This is a genomic window from Pedococcus soli, from assembly GCF_054782575.1.
The window spans coordinates 568,096-587,287 of sequence record NZ_BAAGSF010000006.1; the positions used below are offsets into that span (position 1 = coordinate 568,096).

Below are 19,192 nucleotides of genomic sequence, written 5' to 3' on the forward strand. Positions count from 1 at the left end.
CAGGGGCCGACGACGTCAGCGCGGAAGGGAGTCGCGATACAGCGACCCCAGATGATCGGCCCTCGCGGCGTCGATCCGCGGCGCGGACCCGCCGGAGGTCTTGAGCACGCTTCCTAGGATCGCTCCGTCGGCTCCCCGAAGAACCGCAGGCAATGACTCGGCAGTGACTCTGCCGCCAACAAGCACGTCGATCCCGGCGCCCAACTCGGCCTTGACGCGAGCGATGTCGTCGATCGCGTCGCCGACTCCGCTGTCTCGGGTCACGATGAGCTTGTCAGCCCCGCCGAAAGCCACGGCCTGCGCTGCCGCCCAAGGGGTGTCGCCAAGGAGGGATGCACTGGTCGCCTCGTGGGCGTCTGCCCAAACTTCCACCTCGCTGCCGAGAAGCCGCTTCATCTGTGCAACCTGCAGCGAGCAACCCTGGATGAACCCCGTCGGGCCCGCGGAGACGCCAGTGAGGACCTTGACACGGACAAACTGCGCGCCAACAGCATGGGCGACCGCAACGGAAGCGGCTCCATCGTTGTGGCCCACGATCACACCCAGCCCCAAGCTGGTGGCAGCGCGCACGGCCGCTCCAACCACGGCCAATGCCGCGACGGTCGGGGCCCCCACCAAGGAAGGCTGAGGATTGTCACTGGCGTCTTGCACCATCACGTCGGTGAATCCCGCGGCCTCCAATATCTTGGCATCGGCCGCGGCGGCCTTCGCCATCTCCCGGACGCAGGCACCACCATAGTTGGCGGCCCCCGGCAGCGGCGGGAGATGCAGCACCCCTACAAGGCGGAACGCGCTCATTAGCACCTCTCGGTCGGTAGATCTCGGACGGTATACAATCGGTTGCGACACGTCAATGGTTCGCAGGAGCTGAAATCTCGGTTCTTGGACGAGCGGAGCGCTGAACGTCCCTCATTCCAACGACTTTGCCTCGATGACGGCACCGATCGACTCCTAGAGCCCATGGACTCCGAACTACTCGCGCCCAGTTCGGTATACATCGCGTGGGGAGCGTGGGCGACGTCCACCTGCCTGTTGATGACGCACCGCCTGGGCCACGTTTCAGACGTCATGGACGTGACAGTGGATGCGTCGGCCAATAGACCGGGGATTGCCCCGGCAGGATGCCGCTCTGCGGGGAAGTCCCCTAGTCCCAATCCTTTGAGGTGGTCGACCCACACCGAGATGATGCGGCCCAGCTCCGCGGCACGTCAGGCCGCTCAGCCGCTCAGAGGGCGGACGTACTCGTCCAAGGTCCACAACACGATCGCCATGGCCGTGAGGTCGGTCTCAGGAGACTCGAGCGACGGCCTTGAGACGCAGCGACTGACCTCTTCCCTGCGCGGGAAGTGCGTGGCCCCCCTTCGGATGTCCACGCACGTCAGCGAACGTGCAGGGACCGGCACCAGGGCCGAACCGCGACGTCTTAGTCAAGCAGCTGGTCAAGCAGTGGTCCCTGACGCAAGCCAACGAAACAGCCCCTGACCGGCGTTTCCGCAGGTCAGGGGCTGTTTCGTACTGGTGGGCGATACTGGGTTTGAACCAGTGACCTCTTCCGTGTCAAGCATTCTCAGACCATTCGCGTACGTGCCCAGACGTCCAGCTGAGCACGAAGCATTCCCCCAACGTGCGCCTGCATCCACCCGGACGTGCTCTCGTTGTCAAGCAGTTAGTCAAGCAGCGCCACTCCCCCGCTCGCTCAGCGTGAGAGTGGTGACCTACTACCACAGGGTCGAAGTCAGGTTCAGTGGTTGATGCGTTCCACCAACTCGTACAGGTGACCATCCGGTGCAGCGAAGTGCACGTACCGCTCCCTGCTGTTGGCCGCGGGCGCATCCGTGGCCACGCCAGCGGCGTCCAGCTCGGCGATTGCTTCGTCGAGGCTGGCCACGAGGAACCCCAACGAGCGGGCGCTGTCCCCCATGCCACCCGGCGAGGCGACGGCGAACGAGCTTCCGTCAGGGAGCGCGAACAAGTCCGCTTCCACGCCGTCGAGGGTTCGAACTGGCAAACCCAGAACGTCGCCGACGAAGGCGCTCATCGAGGGGCGTTCTGTCGTTGACGTCCCGGCAAAGCAAATCCCCAGTACTCTCACCCACCGAGCGTACGGCCTGCTGCCGGCTCTGGCGGGGCCGAATTTGATGCCTCGACACCATCTGGAGGTGCGGTCATCCCTTCGTCAGCAGCGCTTGACCGACCAGACAAGTTCGAGCGCTCGGACCCTTGGTGGGGTCCGAGCGCTCGAGCTTGGTGCGGCGAGTTTGCATCAGTGGTGCATGTGCATTCCGGCGCCGCTCTCGACGCGCCGGGCGGGCATTCGCAGGTAGGTGAACACGGCCAGGACGAGGGCGATGCCTGTTGCGGCGAGGAACCCACGGTCGAAGCCGACGACGGCACCGGTGGCGCTGGTGAGGCTGCCGGCGGTGCTGGCGACGGCGGACAGGACGGCCACGCCGAGTGCGGCTCCGACTTCGTGTCCGGTCATGAGGAATCCTGACGCCATCCCGGAGTGCTGCGGCGGGATGCCGGCCATGGCGGTGACGGACACCGGGGGGAAGACCATGCCGACGCCCAGACCGAGGATGGCCAGACCGGGCAGGACCCCGGTGCCGAAGGCGGACACTGCGGACGCCTGCGAGAGCATGAGTGCTCCAGCCGCGACGATGACCAAGCCGATGGCGGCGATGCCGCGCGGACTGCCGTGACCCATGGCGTGCCTGGCAACGACGGTGCCGGCAGTGATGGCCAGAGCGAACGGGACGAACGCGACGCCCGCCTGGATGGCGGAGAACCCGATGACCGTCTGGACGAATATGGAAGCGAGGAACACGGCCCCGACCAGGATGCCGCTGACCCCGAGCATGACGGTGGTGCCGGACACGAGAGACCGGACCTTCCAGGTGTGCGGCGGGACGAGCGGGTTCGCGGCCTTGCTCTCGCGCACCTTGAAGGCCACGGCGAGAACCGTTGAGACGGCGAACGCGGCAAGGACGCGGGCGGACAACCAGCCGTGCTGCTCCGTCTCACCCAAGCCGTAGACGAGGGTGGCGAGACTGCCGATGACGGCGGCGGCGCCGGCGACGTCGAACTGCTTGAGGGTGACGGGGCGGGTAGTGGCGGTGGGGATGACTTCGAGCCCGGCGACCAGGGCGACGGCGCCGATGGGGGCATTGATGAAGAAGATGGTCTGCCAGCCGGCCCAGGTGGTCAGGGCTCCGCCGAGCAGGACACCAGCGGCGACGCCGAGGGACCCGACGGCACCCCACAGGGTCAGCGCCAGACGGCGCTGGGCGCCGGAGTACGTCATCATGATGATGGACAGCGCCGCCGGGGTGGTCAGCGCTGCGGCGAGGCCCTGACCGGCGCGCGCCGCGATGAGCTCGGTTGCGGTGCCGGCGAATCCGCTGAAGATGGACGCGGTGGTGAACACGGTCAGGCCGGTCAGGAACACCTTCTTGCGGGACAGAAGGTCAGCGACGCGGCCGCCGAACAGCAGTCCGCCGCCGGACATCATCAGGTACGCGGTGACGACCCACTGCATGGCCGACCCGTCCAGGTGCAGGTCCCGTCCGATGGACGGCAGCGCGGTGTTGACGACGGAGATGTCGAGGACGACAAGGATTTGCGCGGCGAGGGCGAGGGCCAGGACGGTCCAGGGCTTGCGTGGTCCGTCGGTGTCGTCGTGGGTGGCGGCAGGGGCGTGTCCGTGGACGGTGGTGGCGGTTGTGGTGCGGGGTGCGGCGTCGGTGCCGGCCGTCGCGGTGTGGACCGCGACCGGTTCGGCGGTGGGCTTGGTGGGCATGACAACTCCTTGCGCGGTCTCGGCTTGTGGTCCACCATCTGGGCGATCTGTTGGTGGTGTGATGCCTACCGTCGTCTGAATGCCGCGCGCTCGCGCCGGTCAAATGGCCGGGGTGTGCAAAGGCAGACGCGCCGAGCGCAAGGAGTCACGCGCCCCGCGGGGATGAGGTGGCTTGCGGAGTCCGTGTGAGTTTGAAGCAGGCGCACGGCTGCCGGCGCCACCCGCCTGCTGCACTCGTTGGCCGTCGAAGTTCGCCGTATGTGTCAGGCGGGGTTGGTCGCCAGTCCCTCGCTGACCTGGTCGACGGCCGCCCGGACGTCTTCGTCGACGAGGTCGGCGTTGATGGCTATGGCCGCTGCTGACCCTTCGCCTGCTGCGGTGATGACTTGGGCACGCGGGTTTGCGACGTTCCCGGCGACCCACACGCCGGGAACGGTGGTGGCTCCGGCCATCGCGGCGGTGACCCAACCGTCCTGGTCGAGCTCGGCACCAAGCCCGGCAAGGAGCTCGCTGTGCGGCACGAGGCGCGGTTGCACGAATAGGACCTGCCTGGCAATGAGCGACCCGTCAGCCATGGCGACACTGGTCAAGACGTCGTCCTCCACGACGAGGCGGTCGATGGGGCCTTCGACGAGGCTGATCGCGCGGGCAGCCAGCTCGGCGCGGGCTGGCGCGGTGAGCGCCCCGTTGGGTGCGAACAGGACGAGGTCGCGGGTCCACTGGCGGACGATCTGGACGTACCGGGTGGTCTCAGGGCCGTTCCAGATGACCCCCGCGGCGCGGTCGCGGACCTCCCACCCGTGGCAGTAGGGGCAGTGCAGGACGTCGTTGGCCCAACGATCACCCAGACCGGGGACGTCGGGCAGCTCGTCCCTCAGCCCGGTCGTGACGAGCACGCGCCTCCCTCGGACCCTTGACCGTCGACCAGCACCGCATGGAAGGTCCCTTCGTCGCCTCGGGCAAGTTCGTCCACTCGGCCAGCGATGATGGTTCCGCCGTACCCGGTGACCTCCGCGCGGCCCGTCGTCAGCAGGTCTGAGGGAGGCAAGCCGTCGCGGGAGAGGTAGCCGTGCATGTGGGCGGCCGGCGCGTTGCGGGGTGCCCCGGAGTCGACGACCGCAACGGTGCGGCGGGCACGGCTCAGCACGAGGGCTGCGGACAGGCCGGCGGCCCCACCGCCGACGACGAGGACGTCAAAGGTGTTCATGCCTTCGAGAATGATCCGACGACCCGAACCGGGGCAACACTCGAGACCTATGGGAAACGTGGAGCGGGACGAATTGTCAGCATGGCTGGCGGTTTTGGGGTCCGACGAAGTTCTCGGTGGGCCAGTGGTCGCGGTCCGTCCTGGAAAAGAGCCGCCAGGTCCAGCTGGTCGAATGGGTGTCAGGTGAAGTCGAGCTGAGCGAGTTCGGTGCGTGAGCTGACGCCGACTTTGGTGAACACGTTCCGCAGGTGGAACGCGACCGTGCGCGGTGACACCCAGCACTGGGCGGCGACGTCCTTGTTCGACAAGCCGGTGCTGACGAGCTGGGCGACCTTGAGCTCCATCGGTGTCAGGTTCAGCAGTGTGGAAGGATCGCGTTTGCGTGCGGTCTCACCGGAGGCTCGCAGCTCGCTGGTGGCGCGTTCGACCAGTGGTGCCGCGCCCAGTTCGGTGAAAGTCTCCAGTGCAGGCCGTAGCTGGGTACGGGCGTCGACGCGGCGGTTGTTGCGGCGCAGGAACTCGCCGTAGGCGAGCTGGGTGCGTGCAAGGTCGTAGGGGCGGCCGGCGTTTCGGTAGTGGGCGACGGCTCGGTCGAACGCCGCGGTGGCGTCGGTGAGGTCAATAGCGCTGAGGGCGCGTCCGAGCTCGAGCGCGCCGAGAGCCCAGGGGTGGCCGGTGCCGGTGGCGAACTCGGTGAGCTCCTCGACCCACGCGTGGGCTTGGTGGGCGTCGCCGGCGCGCACGGCGGCTTCGAGGCGGTCCAAAGTGGCCATCCGGTACAGGGCAGGGACGCGCATCCCAGACAGGTGGTGCAACGCTGCTGCCGTGTCTCCCTGCGCTGTGGCGCGGGCACCCTTGGCCCAGCGGGTGATGTCCTGGGCGGGGCCGGCCATGATGCCCAACGGGTGGTCGGTGATGACGTCTTCGAGGGACGCGAGGTGCTGGTCGAAGTCGTCGCTTCCGGTCAGGGCAGCAAGCAGGGCCAGGCACGCCAGAGGAGGGGCAGTGAGAGTCGGTTGTCCGACGCTGCGCGCCAAAGTCAGTGCTTCGTCCGCGGCGCCGGCCGCTGCTGTCCATGGGCCCGTGGGCAGCTGGGCGAACATGAGCCGTTCGAGGGCGTAGACGACGACCATGCCGGCGCCGGCCTGCCGGGCGGTGGACTCCATTGCCGTGTAGTAGAAGCGGGCTCCTTCGTCGTGGCCCAGGTGCAGGGCAGTGTTGCCGAGGTTGCCCATGACGTCCAGGTCCTCAACGCGACGCCCAGCGTCCAGCGCGAGCGCCAAGGCGGGGGCGGCGCGGGCCCAGTCTTGGTCTCCGCACGCGGTCAAGGTGCCCAACAGCAGGCGCAGGCAGGTGGTGCGTTCGGTGTCCTGCGGCGAAGGAGTGAGCAGCTCCGTGAGCACGTCGTCACCCAGGGTGGCTCCGCTGTCCGCGCCGTAGGTGCGGTTCAAGGCGGCGGCACACGCCATCTCCAGCGCTCGGCCAGTGTCGTGGTCGGCGACCGTGCGGGCGGCGTTGGTGAAGATGCGGTGAGCGTCGACGGCGGACCCGACGTTGACCTCAATGCGGGCGCGGAGGCGGTCGATGTCGGCGCGCTGCAGGGGGTCGACGGCTTGGTCGCGGGCGGCCGCAGCGAGGGTGCGGGCGCGCAGTACCTGTCCTGCTGCCCACCCGGTGCGGGCAGCACCGAACAGGCGGGTGGCGCGGTCTGCGTCGGCGACGGTGAGTCCGGCTGCGCGTTCGAAGGCGTCCGCTGCGGCAACGTGGCCGCCGCGTTGCTCAGCGCGAACGGCGACGGCGTGGAGCTCCGCGGCGACGTCGACGTCGGGGCCGTCAGCGGCGGCGGCACGGTGCCAGGTGGCACGGTCGGGGTCGTCGGCACCAACTGCTTGGGCGAGGGCTCGGTGCACTTGGCGCTGCTCGAAGCTGGTCGCGGCCTGGTACACGGCGGAACGGACCAGTGGGTGCCTAACCGCCACGACATCACCGGCGACGGTGAGCAGACCAGCTCGTTCCGCTTCGTCCCACGACGCCGGGTCCACACCGAGGGTGGCAGCTGCCTGCCGGACGGTGGCGACGCGTCCCGTGGCGTCGGCGGCGGCAACGAGCAGCAGCGTCTGCACCTGTGAGGGCAGCCGGCGACACCGGTCCAGGAAGGCGCGTTCCACTCCCGCGGTCAGCGCGAGTCGTGGTGGGAGTGGCGCCTGCCCGTGGAGCTGTTCGCTGCTCAGCCCGGTTGGCAGCTCGAGCAGGGCGAGCGGGTTGCCGCCCGTCTCGCGGAGCAAGCGCTCGGCGACGTCGCCCGAGACGGGGTCTCCGCCACGCTCGTCCAGGAGCTGACGGGCAGCAGCGTCGTCCAACCCGTCGATCTGCAGGACTGGCAGCCCGGGCGGGGCGAACTCGCGGCCGGCTGTTTCACCGGTTCGGGCGGCGAACACCATGGCCACCGGGTCCGCAGCAAGCTGTCTGGCGGCGAACAGCAGCGCGTCCGCGGACGCGGAGTCGAGCCAGTGCGCGTCATCGACCACCACGAGAAGCGGGCGTTCGGGTTCGGCAACGTCGGTCAGAACCGACAGGGTTGCGACGCCAACGAGGAAAGGTTCGACAGCTGGTCCGTCCTCGAGACCGAACGCGACACGTAGCGCCCGCGCCTGCGGACCTGGCAGGTGGTCGAAGTTCACGACGGGTCGCAGCAGCCGGTGCAGGGCCGCGTACGGCAGCGGTGACTCCGACTCCACGCCGGCGGTGCGCAGCACCCGAACGTCCTCACCCCCACGGGTTGGTCCGTCGGGGGTGGTCAGGTCGTGCAGCAACGCGCTCTTGCCGACGCCCGGCTCTCCGAGCACGACCACCACGGCTCCGGCGCCGGCGCGTGCCTGTTCCACGAGGGCGGCAAGGCGGGCGCGTTCGGGCTCACGGCCGTGTAACACCTGCCGACAGTACCGCCGGAGGGTGCAGCCCTCCGCGGCATCCCGGCACATTGACCGGGGCGAGCCCTGAGGCACTGAGCCCATCGTGGACTTACCGAACATCTCGACCTACTGAAGGACTGCGCATGACCTCCTCCACCGTTCCCGTGGACCCCGTCGAGAGGGCCACGAAGCACATCGGCATCTTGCTGTTCGACGATGTCGAGGAACTCGATGCCGTCGGTCCTTGGGAGATCTTGGCGAACTGGACGCTGACCTACCCCCAGGACGGGTGGACGGTCTCGTTCGTGTCCAAGGACGGCCAGCCGGTCCGGGCAGCCAAGGGCTTGGTCCTGGGTGCGCACCACTCGTTCGCGGACGTCCCACTGCTCGAGGCACTGATCCATCCCGGGGGTCAGGGCACCCGGACCCTGATGCGCGACGAGACCCACCTTGCCTGGATCCGCGGGCAGGGCGCCACCGTGCCGCTGACGGCCAGCGTGTGCACAGGAGCGTTGGTGTACGCCGCGGCCGGGCTGCTCACTGGCCGGCCAGCCACCACCCATTGGGAGTCCCTCGAGCTCCTGTCCGCGGTGGACCGTTCGATCGACGTGCGCCCCACGGCCCGCTTCGTCGACGACGGGGACCTCATCACCAGCGCGGGCGTCAGCGCCGGCATCGACATGGCACTGCATCTGGTTGCTCGGCTCGTGGGTGCCAACCGTGCTCGGGCTGTGCGTCCTGACGTGCAGTACGACCCGCAGCCACCCGTCTGAGCCGGCCTTCGTCACCCTGTCTGGGACGCCTGGTCCATTACGCCTTCATGCTGCTCACTGACCGGACATGACCGCATCGCCGTCGAGTGCCCCAAGAGTGTCGAAGCACTCGACGGCGAGCTACAGGCAGCTCGGAGCGTGTGACGGCCGAACCACCAGAGCAGCAGACCGAGCGTGAGCATCACCAAGCCGGCGGTCATAACGGCACCCCATCCGCCGGCTGACCACAGCCCGCTGCCCAGTGCCGAGCCACCAGCGCCGCCTGTCAAGCCACTGGTCACGAACGCCGTGTTGATGCGGCCCCGAGCTTCGGCGTCGACGTTGACCAGCCGCGTCTGGTGAAGCACGTTCCCAGCTTGGACTGCAACGTCCAGCAGCAGCACGGCGATCAGGATGGCAAGCAGGCTGTGGGGCCTTGCCGTACTGATGGCGAGCGCGAGGACGGCGACGCCGCTGGCGGCACCGGTTGCTGGGGTGGACTTACCCATGTCGTGGACGCGGCCGACTCGTCGAGCCGCGAGAGCCCCGCCGAGCCCGACCAACCCAACCAGCCCGATTTGAGCTGCACTGTACGAGTAGGGCTGGCTGCTGAGCAGGAACGTCAACGCGGTCCAGAACAGCGAGAACACGCTGACATTCAGCGCGCCGAGCGCCAGGGTCACCTGCACGACCCGGTCGCGGCGCACCACAGCTAACACCGAACACATGAGGGCGACGTAGCTGGTGGACGCTCGGGCAGGGGTAGCGGGCAGGAGCCGCGCGACCACGAGAGTAAGGCTGGCGGTGATGCCAGCCGCAAGCAGGTAGATGGCGCGCCAGCCGAAGGCATCAGCGAAGATGCCACTGATGGTGCGCGAGAGCAGGACGCCAGTGAGCAGACCGGACACGATGGTTCCGACGATTGCGCCGCGCTGGTCGTCGCTGGCGAGGTCTGCGGCGAGCGGGATGAGCAGCTGCGCGGCCACGGTCGTGAAGCCAAGCAGGGTCAGCGTCACAACGAGGACTGGGTAGGTCGGGGCCAGACCCGCGGCGGCGAGGGCAGCGGCGCAGGCGGCCATCACCCCTGGGACCAGACGTCGAGGGTTGAACCGGTCGCCGAGCGGAACGAGCAGGAAGACACCGAGCGCGTAGCCGACCTGGGTCACGGTGATGAGCAGGCCGGCGGCACCGATGGGCACGTCCATCGTCTCTGCGATGTCACGCAGTAGAGGCCCGGCCCAGTACGTGTTGGCGACCGCGGCGCCGCCGGCGACGGCGAATAGCACCGTCATGGCGCGGCTCATGCCGACCGGGGGCGCGGCAGTGGGCTGCGGGGCTGTGGTGGTGTCGGACACGGTTGCGCTCTCTCGTTCCGGGTGCCGGGTCAGAGGCCGAGCATGGTGGCGTTGCGAACGGCGTCGTTGATGGCGTGCGCCAAGGCAGGGCCGCCGAGGTTTCGAGTACGGCGCCACGCGAACGACAGCCAGACCCCGAGGGCGACGTGGACGACGACCAGTTCGAGGACCATCCAGGGCAGCGGGAAGCCGGCGGAGACTGGCAGGTGCCACAGCCCCCACAATGCGGACACGAATACGGCGGACTGCCAGCCGCGCGCGTCGCCGTCGTGGTGCACGTGCGCGTCGATGGCTCCTCGGAATGCGACTTCTTCGAGCAGGAACGTGGCCGGGTAGTACAGGGCGGTGTACTTGGCGAGGGCGCCGAGGGCGGCCAGGGCGGGCAGCGGCGCACCAGTCGCGATGTGCACTGCGCCGAAGACGGCGGCCATGCCGGTGGCACCGACAGCGATTGGGACGGCAGCTGAGTGCAGGGTGGCGACGATGGAGCTGGCGCGCAGGGAGAACGCGGCAGCGACGGCCCCAACCATGGCCGCCAGGTACCAGCCGAACGTGGTCCAGTCGCCGGCTGTGAATGCCCCGGCCGCGTAGTACCCGGGGGTGATGGCCAGGACGGCCGCAATGGCGACGCCATCGCGGTCCAACGCGAACCGGGTGGTGCCGGCGGCGATGAGCTCATGCAAAGGGCGGCGTCGAACGCCCAACTGGAACGCGGCGGTCAGCGGGATGCCGAGCAGCAGGTATGCGTTGCTGCTGAGCCCCAGCAGGTACCCGGCGCTCATCCAAACGGCCACGAACGCGACCGCCCCGAGGACGCGCCGCCGCTGGGACGTGCCCGGTAGCTGCCCGGGTGCGCGGCCGGCGTTGCTGATGCGGAAGCTGGTGTGCGCGGTCATGGGGTTGGTCTCCGTCCGGTGGTGTTCGAGCGTGGAGCGGGTGGTGTTGGGCGTGCACCACGGTTCTCCTGAGTGGACTCGCTCGCCCCGGTACAACAGCCGGGATTTCACGGCGCCGCAGGGTGGGGTCGGCGGCCGGCCAAGGCAGACCGTTACCGACGACGTGTGGTCTACACGGCGTTGTTTGCGTCGCTGGCTCCGTGCACCGGTTTCTCGGGTCGACACGTGCGGTGTCGACCCGAGGAGGGGCGCGGGGGTCAGATGGTCAGCACGAGACGGTCCGCGCTTGCGCCCTTGTCGACGGCGTCAACAGCGCTGGCGGCGTCGACGAGGGGGTGGATACGGGTTGCCGGGGGCTGGACCTTTCCGCTCGTGATGAGGTCGGTCATCCGTTCGAGGGTGCTGGTGTTCTCCTTTGCGACGAACGTGCGCAGGCTCTGGCTGATGAATGGGGTGAGGATGGCGGCGCCGATCTGGCGGTGGATGCCACCGGTCCATCGGTCGCCTTCGCCGCCGACGATGACGAGCCGGCCCTTGGGTGTCAGGGCGCGGCGCAGCCGTCGAATGGAGGTGCGGCCGAAGACGTCGATGATGACGTCGTAGGTGCGGGCGCCGTCGGTGAAGTCGTGGCGGGTGTAGTCGACGGTGTGGTCGGCGCCGAGGGACTTGGCGTGGTCCTGGTGGCGCGCTCCGGTGACGGCGGTGACTTGGGCGCCGACGGCCTTGGCGGCTTGGACGGCGACGGAGCCGACGGCGCCGGTGCCACCGACGACCAGGACGTGTTCGCCGAGTTGCACCTTCGCGTGGTCGTGGACTGCCTGCAACGCTGCGAAGGTGGCGTACGGCAGGACGGCGGCCTGTTCGAAGGTGAGCTGGGCAGGCTTGTGCGCCATCTTGGTCGGGGATGCGACCACGTACTCGGCGTACGCGCCGCGGGCTGCGCCGTACACCTCGTCGCCGACGGTGAACGCGGTGACGTTGGCTCCGACGGCTTCGATGCGTCCGGCAAAGCTGACGCCGGGGACTCGCACCTTGGGGGTGCGCAGCCCGGTGCCGAGGCGCATGAGGTAGGGCTCGCCGGTCATGAAGTGGATGGCGCCGCGGTCGACGCCACCGGCGACGACCTGGACGAGGACCTTGTCGTTAGGCACCTGGGGGCGGTCGATGTCGTCGAACCGCAGCGCGGAAGCGTGTCCGTAATGGTCTTGCACGATGGCTTTCATCTTCGAGGTTCCTTTGTGTGGGGTGGTGTGTTTTGAGGTGGTGGGAGTGGTTCAGTCGTTGAACGGGGCGAGGGTGATGGCGGCGGTGAACGCGCCGTGGCGGCATAGGAGCCGGGCACGCCCGTCGGGGACGCGCGCTGCCTCGTTGGCCCAGGCATGGGTGAAGTACTTCTTGAAGCCGTCGCGGGGGTGGTTGCGAACGGTGGCTGTCAGGACTGCGGTGGGGAGCTGCCAGGTGCGGACGCCGGCGACGTCGGCTGCGGCGCCGGCGGCGAGCAAATAGGCGACGGGGCCGGCGGTCAAGGGGACGCGGGGGTTGTGGTGCATGGTGATAGCCGTCTGCAGCGTGTTGGTGGCCGCGGTGGACAAGCCCACCTGCTCGGCCACGTCAAGGGCGAGTCGGGCTGAGGTGAGGGTGAAGTCGTCGCGGCCGGTGGCGGTGACCAGGCCGGTGTCGTGCAGCAGGGCTGCGGCGTACAGGAGTTCGGCGTCGACGTCGACTCCTTCGAGCTCGCCGATGGCCTTGCCGAACTGGTACGTGCGCATGCTGTGGTTCAGCAGTGGGGCGGGCAGGACGTTGGTGGCAGCGTCGGTCGCGGCCCGGGTCAGGGCCGAGGTCGGTGGGACGAGCCGCATCGGATCCACCCACGCAATTCGGCCGGGGTGCAGGTGCACCAGGCGGGTGAGTCGTCCGACAGCGTTGGTCGCATGGGTGCGAGCGAGGTCAAGCAGCAGCCGGCGCGTTTCCGGCGGCTGGAGGTGTCCGCCGGTGCGCACCGTCCAGGCGTGCGTTCCGACGGTGGTGTCGGGGTTCATCGGGGTCTCCTTGTTCCGGCAGTGTCCCGCTGCGGCGATGCCTTCGGGTCCACCTCGAGAGTGACCCCAGCGGCGGATGGCTCGCCCCGGTCAACTGACCGGGTTCTGGCACCTAACGCGCGGGGGCGGGAGTGGCCAGGGGGCGTACGCGTGCCGTCCCCGGCAGCGGTCGGGCGCCCGCGACGCAGGTGCAATCCCGGCCATGTGACCGGGGCGAGCAAACGCGCTCACGACGACGGTTGTGCCTGTGCCCGTCCACCTCGGACGGTCAGGAAAGGGGAACCGTCATGAGCACCACAACCACCACCCACAGCCCGGTCGGGAGCACTGCGGCTAGTACCCGAGTCGGCCCGATGGGCCGGATCACGTTCGCGTCCATGGCCACAGGTGCGTTCGTCGCCGTCGGCCTCATCGTCGGGGTCGTCCCGGACGCATCCGAAGCGCGCGTCATCGGCGCAGTCCTTGTCGCGTTGGCGACCGGGTGGGCCATGCTCGGATTTCTCACCAGTCGGTGGACTACCCGACCGCAGCGCTGGGCGTACTTGCCCGCCGCGCTGATGGCCACCTCCGGCGTCGTCCTGGCAGTCGCCAACCCGGTCGAGCCGACCATGTCCCGCCTGGCGTGGGTGTGGGCACCTGGGCTGCTGGCCCTCGGCGTGTGGGTGTGGCGGCAGGCACGTCGCACCATGCCCGTGCGGGGACGGGTCTTCGTCTACCCGGTCGCGGCGGCCATGGTCGTGGCCGGCCTCGGTGGCCTGTACCAGGCCAGCACCCCGTCCCCGACCGCTGCGGCCGGGCGGATGCCCGGCAAGCTCGTCGACGTCGGCGGGTACCGCCTGCACCTGAAGTGCACCGGTACCGGTTCACCGACCGTGGTCCTGCTCAACGGGCTCGGGGAGACCTCGCCGCTGTGGGCACGCATCCAGCCCGCCGTCGCCGCCACGTCCCGGGTGTGCTCGTACGATCGGGCCGGACAAGGCTGGAGCGACGACTCACCGAAACCCGCCGACGCCACCACCGCCGCCACCGACCTGCACAAGCTCCTGACCGAAGCCGGTGAGTCCGGCCCATTCCTTCTCGCAGGGCACTCCAGCGGCGGCGTGCACGCCCTCACGTACACGCACCTTTACCCCTCGGACGTCGCTGGCGTCGTCCTTCTCGACAGCGCCAGCCCCCGCCAGGTCGAGCTCGTCACCACCTTCAACGGCGAGTACCAGGTCATGCGCCGCGGCCTCGCGCTGGCACCGACCCTGTTCAGGTTCGGTATCGGCCACGTCCTCGCAGCAACTACGCCCCCGGCGCTGCCGGGGCAGGCGGGCGAGCAGGTGTCCGCGTTCTCGAACAGCCCGCGAGGCTGGGCGAACCAGCGCGCCGAACAGGCCGCACTGCCCGTCGCGTTCCGACAGGCTCAAGCGCTCACCACTCTCCGTGACGCCCCGCTGGTCGTGCTGTCCGCGACAGCCAACGTCGACGCCAAGCCGGGCTGGGGTACCACGCAGGACCAGATGGCGGCCTTGTCGACCAACTCGCGGCACACCGTTGAGGACCAGTCCCACGTCGGTCTCCTGACCGACCCGACCGGCGCCTCCCACAGCGTCACGGCCATCACCGACGTCCTCACCGCCGTGCGCACCCACAGCCTGCTGCCCACCCGCTGACCCTCCGCCGGCTCAGCACTGACTCAGCACCCAGCTCCCGGTCACCTCAATCCCCTTCCGGGTGACCGCCGAGGCCCGCCGCCAACCCCCCTGCGCGGTGGCGACGGCCCGGGGAGCGGCCCGCCACCCTTGGCGGGCCGCTCCGGACCTACCCGAAGACCGCGCCGACCCCGGCGACAGAGCCATCCAAGCAGAACGGAAGAACAGCCATGTCCAACACCACCCGCCGCGCCCTACGCGTCGCCGCCTCCAGCGCCCTGGCGTTGCTGACCCTGACGGGCCTCGCCGTGGCGGGAACCAAGGTCACCAGCGCCGAAGCGCACACGCCGGCACCCACCCGTCTCACCGAGCCCCAGCCGGTGAACCGGCCCTCGTCGCAGGGCCCCATCGTGGTCGCCGTCGCCCTCGGTGCATCAGGCACCGTCGGCAGTGACGCTCTGGCCCCCTACGAGGTGTTCGCCAGCTCACCGCAGTTCTCCGTGTACACGGTCGCCGCCCACCCCGGTCTCGCCTCGACGCAAGGCGGTCCTGCCATTGCCCCCACGTACACGTTCGCCGACACCGCCTCCGGGCGTGCACCGCACCCTGACGTGGTCGTCGTGCCAGCCGTCGGCAGCCCCGACGGTCCGCAGGAAGCGGAGCTACGCGCGTGGGTCAAGGATCAGGCCAAGGGCGGCGCGCTCATCTTGGGTGTGTGCAACGGAGCCGCAGTCTTGGCTGACGCCGGGCTGCTCGACGGACGCACCGCGACCGCTCACTGGTCCAGGCTCGGCGCCTTCGCGAAGCAGTACTCACACGTGAACTGGGTTGGTGGGCAACGGTTTATTCAGGACGGACCGGTCACGACCACCGCCGGCGTCACCTCCGGCATCCCCGGAGCGCTACGCGTCATGGCCGACCTCGCCGGCCCAGCCGAAGCCACCCGCGTCGGCCGACTCCTCCGATACCCGAACTGGTCACTGACCGGACCCACCAACATTCCCACCCAGTCCATGACCGTCCACGACCTACCTGTCGCACTGAATGCGCTCGTCCCGTGGGGCCGGCCCACCCTCGGAATAGCCCTGGATGACGGCGTAAGCGAGATCGACCTCGCCAGCAGCTTCGAGGTGTACGACGTGTCCTACGCCGCCCGCCCCATCCCGCTCAGCGCCACGGGCACCGTGACCACCAAGCACGGCATGGTCCTGCACACGAACACCGTGGCCGACGACCCCACCCCGACCACGCTGGCCGTACCCGGACCGGCCGGCACCACCAACCTGAACCCTGCGCTGCGTGCTTGGGCGAACCGTCACCACGTTCGGGTTGACGCCGTCCACGGGGCCGGCAACTCGCCCGGCTTCGACGGTGCCTTGCAGTACCTGTCGCGTCACGCAGGCCGGGCGACCGCAGTCTCAGCAGCCAAGATGATCGACTACCCGTCCGCGCAACTGCGCCTGGACGACGCCGACGGCGGCGGCCGCATCTGGTTGCTCCTCGGGCTGGGCCTGGCGCTGGTCGCCGCGGCAGCGGCGTTGCCCACCATGCTGCGCCGAGCACGCAGGAGCTCGATTCCCACGACCTGAGGAACGAGCACCCCCTCGGTTGCTCTTTCGCCCACCTGATGACCTCAGGTGGGCGACATGAAGCGGACGGCGGCCCGTGCGGACCAACAGCATTGGCAGGGACGAGATCCGACGTCAGCCCGCCGCCGCGACAACCACGGTCAGCGCGCACAGCAGCACCGCGACGGGGGTCATGACGAAGCGCTCGGAGCGGCTCCTCGAGACCAGGTTGCCCACAGCCCCCAGCAGGAAGAACCCCGCGATGACCCACGTGACTACGGCCAAGATGCCATGGCCTCCGCCGTCCTGCCCGGCGCGAGCCAGAAGCACCCACCCGATGACGACGTAGATGACCAGGGAAGCGAGGCTGCCTACCCGCAACCGCGTCGCCAGGACGTCCTGCTGACCACCCCAGGCGAACCGGCCCAGCGGCAGGCCGCAGGCCAACAGGGCCTGGAACACCGCCAGAGCCCCCAGGAGAACACAGGCGGCAACAGCGGCTGAAGAGGTCACATCGGGTGAGCGTACGGTGCGCGGCGCGGCGGCACGCCGACTTCGCTGGGACAGAACCCCCTTCCCGTGCCGCACAGCGAGGCTGACCCTAAGGTGTGGTCCGACCTGATGAGGGACCCGCTGATCACCTCGACAGCAGCGACCGCCAGAAGTGCGGCGGTCACCGCCACGGCCCCACGCTCAGGGCGCGCCAGCTATGCCGCGCTCCAAGCCGCGACCAGGTCAGGCCACGCATGGCCTTCATGATTCGGCCTCGCGCATCCCGGCCATTTCGCCGGCGCGAACCCCACGGCCCCAGCGGCACCTTGGACGTGCACGAGAACCCGTGCCGCACTCAAGGAGCCCACCGTGTCCGCCACCCTCGAAACCAGCACCCGCCCAGCAGACCCAACCAGCACAGCCGCCGACGCCACGGAGCGAGCCCGTCAACGCGGGTGGGTCGCCCTCGGGCTGCTGGTGTCCGCCCAGTTCGTCGTCATGCTCGACACCTCCATCGTCAACGTCGCCCTGCCCTCCATCCAGACCGACCTGCGGCTCAGCGCCACCGCCATCACCTGGGTCGTCAACGCCTACGTCCTCGCCTTCGGTGGCCTGCTGCTCCTGTCCGGCCGTGCCGCAGACCTGTTCGGCCGCCGCCGCATGTTCGTTGGAGGCTCAGCGCTGTTCACCGTTGGCACCCTGCTCGCCGCCTTCGCAGACAACCAAGCGCTCCTCATGGGCGGCCGCGTCATCCAGGGCGCCGGCGCCGCAGCGCTTAGCCCAGCCGCCATGTCCCTGCTGCTGCTGACCTACCCCGGACCCCAGCGAGCCCGCGCCATGAGCATCTGGGGCGCGGCCTCAGCCCTCGGCGGAGCCACCGGCGTCGTGGCCGGTGGAGTGCTCGTCGGCACCTTCGGCTGGTCCTCGGTCTTTTACGTGACCGTACCCGTCTCCATCGCCGCAGTCACCCTCGCCCGATACGTCCTGCCCGAAGGAGCCCACGGCGCCCGCCGCCGCTTCGACTGGCACGGAGCCACAGCCATCACCGGAGCCGTCGTCGCCGTGGTCCACGGCGCCCTCGGCATCGCCGAACGCGGTCTCACCTCCCCCACCGTCCTCGCAAGCCTCGCCGCCTCCGCCGCCCTGCTCGCCATCTTCATCGCCGTGGAACGTCACACCGCCGACCCACTCGTGCCCCTCGAGTTCTTTGCGTCCAGAACCATGAGCACCGGCGTAGCCCTCGCCATCCTCGGCGGCGCCGCCCGAGCCTCCACGTTCGTCCTCGTCGCCCTCTACCTCCAGCAGGCCCTCGGCATGGCCCCACGGCAGGCCGGGCTGGCGATGGTCCCCACGTCACTGACCGGCTTCGCGTTCTCCCTGGCCGTGCTGCCCCGCATCCTGCGCACCTTCGGCCCGCAGCGCACCCTCGTCCTCGGGCTGGTCGTCCTCGCCGCCGGTCACCTGTGGCTCGCCTACGCTCCGCGAGCGAACGGGTATGCCGTGGCAGTCCTGCCCGGGCTCCTGCTCGTCGCCATCGGTGTCGCGCTCAGCTTCACCCCCACCACCATGGTCATCGCCTCAGCTGCCCCTGACACCCCCGCTGGACTCGCGTCCGGCCTGGCTGGCTCAGCAACCCAGGTCGGCGCCGCACTCGGCACCGCCAGTTTCACAGCCATAGGCATCTCGGTGGCCAGCTCCAGCTCCGGCCAGCTCGGCGCAACGGGCTTCGCGGCGTCCTTCACTGCGGCCGCCTTGGTCGCACTGTTGACCGCCGCCGTCGGGTCCACCCTGGTCCGAAAGCGTCCATGAACACATTCACCAGAGCCCGGCCCCCTCGCTTGGCGTTGCGCGTAACTGGGGCGAAGAGCCACCACCCGGCATGACCACAACGACGACTGACCTCTTCCCTGCACGGGAAGTGCGTGGCCCCCCTTCGGACGTCCACGCACGTCAGCGAACGTGCAGGGACCGGCACCAGGGCCGAAACGCGACGTCTTAGTCAAGCAGCTGGTCAAGCAGTCGTCCCTGACGCGAGCCAACGAAACAGCCCCTGACCGGCGTCTCCGCAGGTCAGGGGCTGTTTCGTACTGGTGGGCGATACTGGGTTTGAACCAGTGACCTCTTCCGTGTCAAGCATTCCCAGACCATCCGCGGACGTGCTTCGACGTCCGTTTGAGCACGAGCCAGTCCCCCGACATTCCCCTGCATCCACCCGGACGCGCTCTCGTTGTCAAGCAGTTAGTCAAGCATCCTCGGTCCTTCACTCTGTCGCTCGAGCGGCCTCGCGCACTCGCCATGTCTACCGACCTGCCAGCACACCCTCGCCCGGGACATCCCCGAAACAAGGGACCTTCGGCACTAATCATGCCCAGCCCTGCCCCCTGTGATTGGTTCCGTGTGGCGCCTGCCGCCGATGGACATCAGGAGACTGGACATGGCGAAGGAGGTTGTCGCACCAGCCGGTGCTGGCGTCAAGGTAGGTGCAACGCGACCGTCGGCCGGGACACAGGTCCCCACCTCCCGGACCTCTGCGCA

General features: G+C 69.1%; 15 protein-coding genes. 4 read left to right on the forward strand and 11 right to left on the reverse strand.

Going from position 1 to position 19,192, the window contains the following annotated elements; translation table 11 throughout:
* Positions 1–15: 15 nt before the first annotated feature.
* The 6 genes from ACYVKF_RS18020 to ACYVKF_RS18045 form a co-directional block, all read right to left on the reverse strand.
* Positions 16–798 (reverse strand): BtpA/SgcQ family protein, encoded by a 783-nt coding sequence (locus ACYVKF_RS18020; protein ID WP_460968245.1) that lies wholly within the window; start codon positions 796–798, stop codon positions 16–18.
* Positions 799–1,741: 943 nt separating this feature from the next.
* Positions 1,742–2,038 (reverse strand): VOC family protein, encoded by a 297-nt coding sequence (locus ACYVKF_RS18025; protein ID WP_460968247.1) that lies wholly within the window; start codon positions 2,036–2,038, stop codon positions 1,742–1,744.
* Between the two features lie 225 nt (positions 2,039–2,263).
* Positions 2,264–3,799, reverse strand: a complete 1,536-nt coding sequence (locus ACYVKF_RS18030) for an MFS transporter (protein WP_460968249.1) — start codon at positions 3,797–3,799, stop codon at positions 2,264–2,266.
* A gap of 263 nt (positions 3,800–4,062) precedes the next feature.
* Positions 4,063–4,695, reverse strand: coding sequence for an NAD(P)/FAD-dependent oxidoreductase (locus ACYVKF_RS18035; RefSeq protein ID WP_460968251.1), 633 nt, complete (start codon positions 4,693–4,695; stop codon positions 4,063–4,065).
* On the reverse strand, positions 4,674–5,006 hold the full coding sequence (locus ACYVKF_RS18040) for an FAD-binding protein (RefSeq protein ID WP_460968253.1): 333 nt from the start codon (positions 5,004–5,006) through the stop codon (positions 4,674–4,676). Before ACYVKF_RS18040 ends, ACYVKF_RS18035 begins: the two co-directional genes overlap by 22 nt.
* A 179-nt stretch (positions 5,007–5,185) precedes the next feature.
* A complete protein-coding gene (locus ACYVKF_RS18045) occupies positions 5,186–7,936 on the reverse strand; it encodes a helix-turn-helix transcriptional regulator (RefSeq protein WP_460968255.1) in 2,751 nt (916 codons plus the stop codon).
* 125 nt (positions 7,937–8,061) lie between these two features.
* Between ACYVKF_RS18045 and ACYVKF_RS18050 the strand changes: the two genes are divergently transcribed.
* Positions 8,062–8,691, forward strand: a complete 630-nt coding sequence (locus ACYVKF_RS18050) for a DJ-1/PfpI family protein (RefSeq protein ID WP_460968257.1) — start codon at positions 8,062–8,064, stop codon at positions 8,689–8,691.
* An 11-nt stretch (positions 8,692–8,702) separates the two neighbouring features.
* Here the strand turns inward: ACYVKF_RS18050 and ACYVKF_RS18055 are convergent, their stop codons facing one another.
* The 4 genes from ACYVKF_RS18055 to ACYVKF_RS18070 all read right to left on the reverse strand — a co-directional run bounded on the left by ACYVKF_RS18055 (position 8,703) and on the right by ACYVKF_RS18070 (position 12,960).
* A complete protein-coding gene (locus tag ACYVKF_RS18055) occupies positions 8,703–10,025 on the reverse strand; it encodes an MFS transporter (protein WP_460968259.1) in 1,323 nt (440 codons plus the stop codon).
* A gap of 29 nt (positions 10,026–10,054) precedes the next feature.
* Entirely contained in the window at positions 10,055–10,921 is an 867-nt protein-coding gene (locus ACYVKF_RS18060) for a CPBP family glutamic-type intramembrane protease (RefSeq protein WP_460968261.1), read from the reverse strand.
* 257 nt (positions 10,922–11,178) lie between these two features.
* Complete coding sequence (locus tag ACYVKF_RS18065; protein WP_460968263.1) at positions 11,179–12,144, reverse strand: NAD(P)-dependent alcohol dehydrogenase; 966 nt, start codon at positions 12,142–12,144, stop codon at positions 11,179–11,181.
* Between the two features lie 51 nt (positions 12,145–12,195).
* Positions 12,196–12,960: an HD domain-containing protein gene (locus ACYVKF_RS18070; RefSeq protein WP_460968265.1), complete on the reverse strand. Its 765-nt coding sequence runs from the start codon at positions 12,958–12,960 to the stop codon at positions 12,196–12,198.
* Positions 12,961–13,247: 287 nt separating this feature from the next.
* On the opposite strand from ACYVKF_RS18070, the gene ACYVKF_RS18075 reads away from it, so the two are divergent.
* Both ACYVKF_RS18075 and ACYVKF_RS18080 read left to right on the forward strand, forming a co-directional pair.
* Positions 13,248–14,618 (forward strand): alpha/beta fold hydrolase, encoded by a 1,371-nt coding sequence (locus ACYVKF_RS18075; RefSeq protein ID WP_460968267.1) that lies wholly within the window; start codon positions 13,248–13,250, stop codon positions 14,616–14,618.
* A 209-nt stretch (positions 14,619–14,827) separates the two neighbouring features.
* Positions 14,828–16,186: a DJ-1/PfpI family protein gene (locus ACYVKF_RS18080; RefSeq protein ID WP_460968269.1), complete on the forward strand. Its 1,359-nt coding sequence runs from the start codon at positions 14,828–14,830 to the stop codon at positions 16,184–16,186.
* Positions 16,187–16,300: 114 nt separating this feature from the next.
* Here the strand turns inward: ACYVKF_RS18080 and ACYVKF_RS18085 are convergent, their stop codons facing one another.
* Positions 16,301–16,678 (reverse strand): hypothetical protein, encoded by a 378-nt coding sequence (locus ACYVKF_RS18085; RefSeq protein ID WP_460968271.1) that lies wholly within the window; start codon positions 16,676–16,678, stop codon positions 16,301–16,303.
* Between the two features lie 348 nt (positions 16,679–17,026).
* Between ACYVKF_RS18085 and ACYVKF_RS18090 the strand changes: the two genes are divergently transcribed.
* The gene (locus tag ACYVKF_RS18090; RefSeq protein ID WP_460968273.1) at positions 17,027–18,466 is read left to right on the forward strand and encodes an MFS transporter; all 1,440 of its coding nucleotides are present in this window, start codon (positions 17,027–17,029) and stop codon (positions 18,464–18,466) included.
* The last annotated feature ends 726 nt before the right edge of the window (positions 18,467–19,192 follow it).